This window comes from Anaeromyxobacter sp. SG17 (assembly GCF_022690695.1).
Taxonomy (GTDB): Bacteria; Myxococcota; Myxococcia; order Myxococcales; family Anaeromyxobacteraceae; genus Anaeromyxobacter; species Anaeromyxobacter soli.
This window is the reverse complement of record NZ_JALCYX010000058.1, coordinates 1-8490: the sequence shown is the minus strand read 5'-3', so window position 1 is coordinate 8490 and position 8490 is coordinate 1. Positions and strand designations below refer to the sequence as shown.

The 8490-nt window shown below is 70.0% G+C and carries 7 protein-coding genes; 1 reads left to right on the top strand and 6 read right to left on the bottom strand.

What is annotated here, in order from left to right; genetic code table 11:
• Window positions 1-90: 90 nt before the first annotated feature.
• On the bottom strand, window positions 91-567 hold the full coding sequence (locus MNY60_RS17670) for an Rrf2 family transcriptional regulator (RefSeq protein WP_242340078.1): 477 nt from the start codon (window positions 565-567) through the stop codon (window positions 91-93).
• 84 nt (window positions 568-651) lie between these two features.
• On the opposite strand from MNY60_RS17670, the gene MNY60_RS17665 reads away from it, so the two are divergent.
• Complete coding sequence (locus tag MNY60_RS17665) at window positions 652-1491, top strand: PHP domain-containing protein (protein WP_242361274.1); 840 nt, start codon at window positions 652-654, stop codon at window positions 1489-1491.
• A gap of 90 nt (window positions 1492-1581) precedes the next feature.
• Here the strand turns inward: MNY60_RS17665 and MNY60_RS17660 are convergent, their stop codons facing one another.
• Genes MNY60_RS17660 through MNY60_RS17640 form a run of 5 tightly spaced genes read right to left on the bottom strand, consistent with a single transcriptional unit; the run spans window position 1582 to window position 8336 of the window.
• Complete coding sequence (locus MNY60_RS17660) at window positions 1582-3138, bottom strand: NADH-quinone oxidoreductase subunit N (protein ID WP_242340080.1); 1557 nt, start codon at window positions 3136-3138, stop codon at window positions 1582-1584.
• 18 nt (window positions 3139-3156) lie between these two features.
• Window positions 3157-4818, bottom strand: coding sequence for a NuoM family protein (locus MNY60_RS17655; RefSeq protein ID WP_242340081.1), 1662 nt, complete (start codon window positions 4816-4818; stop codon window positions 3157-3159).
• Between the two features lie 19 nt (window positions 4819-4837).
• Entirely contained in the window at window positions 4838-7378 is a 2541-nt protein-coding gene (locus tag MNY60_RS17650) for an NADH-quinone oxidoreductase subunit L (RefSeq protein WP_242361272.1), read from the bottom strand.
• Window positions 7379-7380: 2 nt separating this feature from the next.
• Window positions 7381-7686, bottom strand: a complete 306-nt coding sequence (gene nuoK / locus MNY60_RS17645; RefSeq protein ID WP_242340083.1) for an NADH-quinone oxidoreductase subunit NuoK — start codon at window positions 7684-7686, stop codon at window positions 7381-7383.
• A 14-nt stretch (window positions 7687-7700) separates the two neighbouring features.
• Window positions 7701-8336 carry an NADH-quinone oxidoreductase subunit J gene (locus MNY60_RS17640; RefSeq protein WP_242340084.1) on the bottom strand — a complete coding sequence of 212 codons (636 nt, stop codon included), beginning with the start codon at window positions 8334-8336 and terminating at the stop codon, window positions 7701-7703.
• Window positions 8337-8490: the final 154 nt, after the last annotated feature.

The window sequence follows — 8490 nt, the reverse complement described above, 5'->3', positions numbered from 1 at the left end:
CCCCCGGGCGCCCCGGGGCCGGCCCGCGGGGGGGGGGGGGGGGGGGGGGGGCCCCCCCCCGGGGGGGGGGGGCCCCCCCCCCCCCCTAGATCATGCCTCGCGCGCCGACGACTGGAGCTGGAGCTGGACGAGGCCGATCTGGCCGTCGTCGGCCGGCTTGAAGGCGAGCTCGACGAGCTTCGCCTGCCGGTAGACGTCGAGCATCCGCTCCTGCCCCTGGCGCCAGACCGAGACCATGGTACACGCGGTCGAGTGACCGCAAGCGTCCTCGCCGTCGAGGCAGACGTTCAGGGCGACCGGCCCCTCCACCGCCTCGATGACGTCGAGGAAGCTGATCTCGTTCGGCGAGCGCGCGAGGGCGTAGCCGCCGTGCGGGCCGCGCGTGGACTTCACGAGGCTCTGGTCGACGAGGGTCTTCAGGATCTTCGCGAGGAAGTCCTCCGGTACGTCCATCTGGCGCGCGATCTCCCGGAAGGGCACCACCGACTCCTGCGGGATCGAGGCGAGGTAGATCATCGCCCGGAGCCCGTAATCGATCTTCCGCGAGATACGCAGTACGTGCTGCATCGAGGCCTTCCCCGCGCGCCACCTCTCCCGCCGAGCGCGCTGTGCTTGAAGTCGATATTGTAGCACGCACGAGGTGGACATTTCATGGCTGGGCCGACCGCCGACGGACTCATCGACCTGCACTCGCACAGCCTCGCGTCCGACGGGCAGTTCGCCGCAGGCGACGTCGCGGCGCGCGCCGCCTCGGCCGGCGTGAAGGTCTGGGCGCTCTGCGATCACGACACGGTGGCGGGCCTGCCCGCGGCGAACGAGGCCGCGGAGCGCCTCGGCCTCCGCTTCGTGCCCGGGATCGAGCTCTCCGCGTTCCTCGACCGGCGCGAGATCCACCTCCTCGGGCACTTCGTGGACCCGGCGGACGCGGCCCTGAGGCGCTTCGAGGACTTCCTGGCGGACCAGCGACGCACCCGCATGGAGCAGATCGTGAAGAAGCTCTCCACGCTCGGCGTGCGGCTGCAGGTCCACGACATCGAGAAGTACAGCGGCGGCAAGACGATCGGTCGGCCGCACGTGGCGCGGGCGATCGTGGAGACGGGGGCGGTCGTGGACGTGAAGGAGGCGTTCGACCGCTTCCTCGGCGAAGGCCGGCCGGCGTACGTCCAGCGCTACCGGCTCGACGCCGAGGAGGCCGTGCGGCTCGTGCGCTCCGCGGGCGGGACCACCACCGTCGCCCACCCCGGCGTGTCGGGGCTGGATCGCGGGGATCTCGAGCGGCTGCGCGCGTTCGGCGTCGAGGGCGTCGAGGTGCTGCACGCCGACCACAACCCGTCGGTGCGCGAGAAGTACCGCCGCGCGGCCGAGGCGCTCGACCTGGTGCCCACCGCGGGGTCCGACTTCCACGGACCGCAGATCTCGCCGGACCGCCACTTCGGCGACGTCACGATGAGCGCGGCGGACCTCGCGCGCCTCGAGGCTCGCAGGCCCTAGAGGGCGGCGCCCGCGCGGGACGCGAAAAGAGAACGGCCCGACCGGCTGGAACCGGTCGGGCCGCTCGCCGCGGCGCGCTGCGGGGGTCGCCTACCCGCGGAACAGCTGCAGCGACGCCTGCGTCCAGCGGATCATGGGCGTCCACCAGATCCCGAACACCAGGATGGCCAGCGAGAACCCGCCGAGCAGCAGCTGGTAGCCCGGGCGCGCGCGGATGGCCGGCGCGTCGGCCGTGTACGGCGCGTCGATGAACATCGCCCGCACCACGCGCACGTAGTAGTAGAGCGAGACCGCCGTGTTGAGCGCGCCGATGAGCGCGAGCCACGCGTACCAGCCTCCGCCAGGCCCGTCGATCCGCTCGAAGACCGCGTAGAACAGGTACCACTTGCCCGCGAACCCGGCGAACGGCGGGAGCCCCGTGAGCGAGAACAGGAAGATCGCGAACGCCACCGCCGCGACCGGGTGGCGCCTGGACAGGCCGCGGTAGTCGAGGATCGACTCCGAGCCGGTCGCCTCGGCGACGAGGATCACGACCAGGAACGCGCCCACGTTCATGACGAGGTACACGAGCATGTAGATCATGACGGCCTGCACGCCGCGGTCGGAGACCGTGGAGAGGCCCATGAGCGTGTAGCCCGCGTGCGCGATGGACGAGTAGGCGAGGAGCCGCTTCAGGTTCGTCTGCCCGAGCGCGGTGAAGTTGCCGAGCGTCATCGTGACGGCGGAGACGACCCCGATGACGGCGGGCCAGGGGATCCCGGCGAGCGCCACGGCGAAGCCGGTGGCGGGCGAGGCGGGGCCGGCGAGCGCGGTGTTGAAGATCCGGATCGCGAGCGCGAAGCCCGCGGCCTTCGGGCCGACGGAGAGGAACGCCGTGAACGGCGTGGGCGCGCCCTCGTACACGTCCGGGCACCACATGTGCCACGGCACCGCGGCGACCTTGTAGCCGACGCCGGCGGTGACGAACACGATGGAGACCACGAGCGCGATGCGCGTCGCCGCGACCGAGACGGCCGAGCCGGCCTGGATCCCCTGCAGCTGGGCGCCGACCGCGTGGAGGCTCGTCGTGCCCGTGAGGCCGTACAGGTAGCTCATGCCGAAGAGCATGACCCCCGAGGCCACGCCGCCGTAGATGACGTACTTCAGCGAGCCCTCGGCGGCCTTGCGGTCGCCCTTGCGGAAGCCCGCGAGGACGTAGCTCACCATCGAGACGAGCTCGAGGGAGAGGTAGACCATGAGCAGGTCGGTCGCGCTCGCCATCATGAACATCCCGAGCACGATCGCCATGAGCAGCGCGAAGAACTGGCCGATGCGCTCGGGCGGGAAGTCGCGCCCCTGCGCGGCGATGACGACGGTGAGCGCCCCCGCCGCGAGGAACAGCCACTTGAAGAAGATGGCGAACGCGTCGTTCGCGAGCATGCCGTTGAACAGCGACTGGGCGTCCGGCGGCTGGATGGCGAGGAGCCCCGCCGCCGCTGCGAGGACGGCGAGCGCCGCGGCGGAGAGGAGCGCGACCCGCGCCGCGCTCCGGCGGAAGACGACGTCGAGCACGAACAGGATCAGCGTCCCGAACGTGAGCGCCATCTCCGGCCGGAACCAGAGCGCGGAGCGCAGGTTCTCGTCGACGAGAGGGAGGAAGGAGTCCATCACGGTCTCGCTCCGGGCCTACAGCGGCCGGATGTTCTGGATGATGAGGTGCAGGCTGCGGTTGATGACCCCGAGGATCGCCTGCGGGTAGAAGCCGAGGACGATCGCGATGGCGGCGAGCGGGTAGAGCGAGATGCGCTCGCGCCAGTTGAGGTCCGGATACCCCTTGTAGACGGGGTTCAGCTTGCCGAGGAACATCCGGTGGATCGCCCACAGGTAGTACGCGGCGGTGATGATGACGGCGGTCGCCGAGATGATCGTGTAGCCGGTGAACACCGGGAACGCGCCCGTGAAGACCATGAACTCGGCGATGAAGCCGGCGAGGCCGGGGAGGCCGAGCGACGCGAAGAACGCGAGGCCCATGATCGCGGTGTACTCGGGGAGCTCGGAGGCGAGGCCGCCGAACTTCTCGATCTCACGGTGGTGGGCGCGGTCGTAGATCACGCCCACGATGAGGAACAGCATCGGGCTGATGATGCCGTGCGTGAAGAGGTTCAGCACCGCGCCCGAGATGCCGGCGGGCGTCATGGCCGCCATGCCGAGCAGCGAGAAGCCCATGTGCGAGACGGACGAGTAGGCGATGAGCTTCTTCAGGTCCTTCTGCCCGAGGCAGACGAACGCGGCGTAGACGATGTTGATGACGCCGAAGACCGCCATCGCGTGCGCGGCCCACGCGGTCGCGTCGGGGAGGATGGGGTAGTTGAAGCGGAGGATGCCGTAGATGCCCATCTTCAGGAGCACGCCGGCCAGGATGACGGAGATCGGCGTCGGCGCCTCGACGTGCGCGTCGGGCAACCAGGTGTGGAAGGGGAACATCGGGATCTTGATCGCGAACCCGATGAAGAGGGCGACGAAGGCGAGCTTCGTGAACGCGATCCCGAGGATGGGCGCCGCGTTGAGGAACTGGCCCTTCGCGGCCTGGCGGCCGAGCTCGATGATGTTGAACGTGTGCCCGGAGGAGAGGGTCCCGTCCGCGAGCATCGCCGGCGCGCTGTTGTAGTAGATGCCGATGATCGCGAGGAGCATCAGCACGGAGCCGGCGAGGGTGTAGAGGAAGAACTTGATCGCCGCGTACTCCTTGCGCGGCCCGCCCCACACGCCGATGAGGAAGTACATCGGCAGGAGCATGACCTCCCAGAACACGTAGAAGAGGAACATGTCCAGGGCGACGAAGGTGCCCATCATGCCGGTCTGCAGGAGCAGCAGCATGACCATGTAGCCGGGCACCATCCGCACCGAGAAGTGCTTCGGGTGGTGGGCGTCGTCCCCGTGGCCGTGGTCGTGCTCGACCATGCCGGCCATCTCGGCGGCCTTGGCGCCCGACCACCACGGCATCGACGCGATGGTCGCGACGAAGGAGATGAGCCCGGACAGGAGCACCATCGAGATCGAGAGCCCGTCCGTGCCCACGAAGTACTCGATGTTGAACGAGCGGATCCACACGAAGTGGTGCGTGAGCTGCACGCCCGTGTCGGTCGGATCGTACATGCGCCACGCGGCGACCGCCGCGACGAGCGAGAGCCCGCTGGCGAGCAGCGCGATGAGGCGCGCGCCGTCGTCGACGAGCTTCTTGGGGAGGTTCGCGACGTAACGGACCGCGAGCAGGACGACGATCGCGGCCGCTCCGGCGAGCGGGAAGAATGTGGCCCAGCTGAGGACGTTGCCCGGGTTCAGGAACATGTGCTCGGCTCTCCTGGCGCTACGAGATGAGGAAGTTCAGCAGGACCACGACGAGCGCGCCCCCGAGCGCGCCGTAGAGGTACGTCTGGATCCGGCCGGTCTGGACGTGCCGCATCTGGCGGCCGATGCCCCACGTGGCCTGCGCCACCGCGTTCACCAGCCCGTCCACGAGGTACTTGTCGATGGCGGCGTCGAGCCGGCCGAGGGTGCGGCCGACGGCGCCGACGAAGTTCACGAGGCCGTCGATGACCGTGCCGTCGAAGCGGCTCAGCGCGCGGGCGAAGGAGACGGCGGGGCGGAGGACGGCGAACGCGTAGAGCTCGTCCACGTAGTACTTGTTGTAGACGACCGTCCAGGCGCCCTCGAAGCGGGCCTTGAGGCGGGCGGGGACCTCGCTCTTGCCGTCCTTGTAGAGCGCGCGGGCGGCGACCCAGCCGACCGTCGCCGCGAGGACGCCGATGCCCTGGAACATCCACTCCAGCGCGTGCGGCACCTCGTGGAACCGCCAGCTCGCGACCTCCACGGCGGGGAGCGCGGGCTCGAGCCAGTGCTCGAGGGCGGGGGCCGCGTGGCTCCAGAGCGTCGGGATGCCGAGGAAGAGGGTGAGGAACGAGCCCGCCGCGAGGAGCACGAGGACGAGCGTCATCGTCCAGGGCGACTCGTGCGGCGTGCCGCCGTGGTGCCCGTGGCCGTGCGCCGCGTCGTCGTCGTGCGCCGTCGCGTGACCCGCGTCGTGGCCGTGCGCGCCGTGGGCGTGGACGGCCGCCGCGTGGACGGGCGTGTCGGCGAGGGCGCCGTGCGCCGGCGCGTGCGACGTCGCGCCGAACGCGTGCGCCGCGCCGTCGTCCGCGTGGACGGAGTGCGAGAGCGCCGACGACTTCGCCGCGACGGCGGCGTGCGGGTCGACGTTGTGCTCGTCGTGGTGGCCCGAGTTCCCGCGGTACTCGCCGGTGAACGTCATGTAGTACGACCGGTACATGTAGAAGGCGGTGCCGGTCGCGGCGACGATGCCGATGACGAAGATCGCGGGCCCGAGCCACGGCGTCGCGACCCCGAACAGCTCGAGGTGACGGTTCGTGAAGGCTTTGAAGAGGATCTCGTCCTTCGAGTAGAAGCCGTTCATCACCGGGAACCCGGCGATGGCGATGCAGGCGAGGAGGTACGTCCAGCGGGTGATGGGCATGTACTTCTTCAGCCCGCCCATCTTCCGCATGTCCTGCTCGTGATGGCAGCCGAGGATGACGGAGCCGGACCCGAGGAAGAGCGTCGCCTTGAAGAACGCGTGGGTGAGGAGGTGGTAGGTGCCGGCCCAGTACGCGCCCACGCCCACGCCGATGAACATGAAGCCGAGCTGCGAGACGGTCGAGTAGGCGAGGACCTTCTTGATGTCGTACTGGAAGAAGCCGATCGAGGCGGCGAAGATCGCCGTCGCCGCGCCGATGAGCGCGACCCAGCCCATCGCCGACGGCGAGAGCGCGAAGAGGAAGTTGAGGCGCGCCACCATGTAGACGCCGGCGGTGACCATGGTCGCCGCGTGGATGAGGGCGGAGACCGGGGTGGGGCCGGCCATCGCGTCCGGGAGCCACACGTAGAGCGGCAGCTGGGCGCTCTTGCCCATCGCGCCGACGAACAGCAGGATCCCGATGAGCGCGAGGATCGAGACGCCCCAGATGTGCGTGTGGACGAGCCGCTCCTTCACGCCGGTCGCCTCGATGACGACCTGGTCGCGCAGCTCGCGGAAGTTCAGCGTCGGGCCGACCTTCACGCCCTCGACGCGCGGTGCGAGCGCGTCCGCCTCGGCCGCGGTCGCGGCGGGGGCGACCGCGTTGAGCTCGGCCGCCGGCTGGTAGTCCGTGTTGCGGAGGAGGCCGCCGTCCCGCGGCGTCCACGCGCCGCCGAGGGCCCAGAACAGGAGCAGGAGGCCGGCGATGAAGCCGAAGTCGCCGAAGCGGTTCGCCACGAAGGCCTTCATGCCGGCCTTGGCCTTCTCCGGATCCGTGTACCAGAAGGCGATGAGCAGGTAGCTCGCGAGGCCGACGCCCTCCCACCCGAAGAACATCACCGCGAAGTTGTCCCCCATGACGAGGAGCAGCATCGCGAAGATGAACAGGTTCAGGTACGAGAAGAACCGCCAGTACGCCGGCTCGTCGGCCATGTAGCCGATGGAGAAGACGTGGATGAGCGTCCCGATCCCCGTGACGACGAGGGTCATCATCATCGAGAGCGGGTCGAGCGCGAACGCGAGATCCACCGTCACGCGCCCGGCGGTGAGCACGTTCCAGAGCGTGTCCTGGAGGAAGCGCTCCTCGGCGGGGAGGTGGAGGATCTGCCAGAACGCCCGCAGCGCCACCGCGAACGCCGCGAGCATCGCGGTGACGGCGATGCGGTGGACGATCTTCTTGCCGAACATCCGCTGCAGCTTCCACCCGACGAGCGCGTTGATGGCCGCGCCGACGAGCGGGAACAGCGGGATGAGCCAGAGGTACGAGACGTGGTGCACGGCCAGCCGGCCGAGCTCCTCGGCCGCGTGGCCGACCACCTGAAGGTTCGCGTGTTCCATCGTTACTCTCGCATGAGGTCCGCGTGGCGGACGTCGATGGTCTTGAACGTCTGGAAGATGGAGAGGACGATCGCGAGGCCCACCGCGGCCTCCGCCGCCGCGAGGACGATGACGAAGAGCGCGAACACCTGTCCGGTCACGCCGCCGGTCACGTAGTGGTTGAAGGCCACGAAGTTCACGTTGGCGCCGTTCAGGATGAGCTCGACGCCCATCAGGATGCCGACGGCGTTGCGACGGGTGGCGACCGTCACGAGGCCGAGGGTGAAGAGCAGCGCACCGACGACGAGGAAGTGAGTGAGCGAGATCATGGGGTCTCCGGCCTTCAGTCGGCCTTGAGCTCCTTGCGCGCGATGACGACCGCCCCGATCAGCGTCGCGAGGAGCACCATCGACGCGACCTCGAAGGGCAGCAGCCAGCGCGTGAGGAACGCGTTGCCGATGGCGGCGGTCGTCGGCGCGAGCGGTCCGGGCTCGCGGGCGGCCCAGGGCGTGAGCAGCGCGACGGCGAGGAGGACCGGCGCCACCGCGACGAAGAGCAGGACGCCGCCGAACGGCCCGAAGCTCGCGTTCGACACCTTGACGTCGGTGATGCGGCTCGTGAGCATCACGGCGAACAGCACGAGCACCAGCACGCCGCCGATGTAGATGAGCAGCTGGGTGATGGCGACGAAGTCCGCCGACAGGAAGACGTAGAGGCCGCCCGCCCCGAGGAGCGCCGTGAGGAGCCCCAGGGCGGAGTAGAGGATGTTGCGCGAGAGGGCGACGCCCGCCGCGCCGGCCACGGTCAGGGCGGCGAGCACGTAGAAGACGATGTCGGGCAGCGTCAGCGCGCCGGGGGTGGGCAGCGGGCTCGCCTCCGCCGCGGGCCGGATGACCTGCGTCGTCATGTAGGCGGCGAACGCGGCGACCAGCGCCACGGCGACTCCCCAGGCGACGAGCTTTCCTGCGTTCGATCTCACGGTCGCGTCCTCACTTCGTCTCGGGGTTCGGGGTGACGGGCTTCTCGGCGGCGGGCACCGGGTCGGCCGCGGCGGCGGCGGCAGGCGCGGGGACGCCGTTCGTCGGGACGGCCTTGGGCGCGGGCGCGGCGCGGGGGGCGGGCGCCGCTGCGCC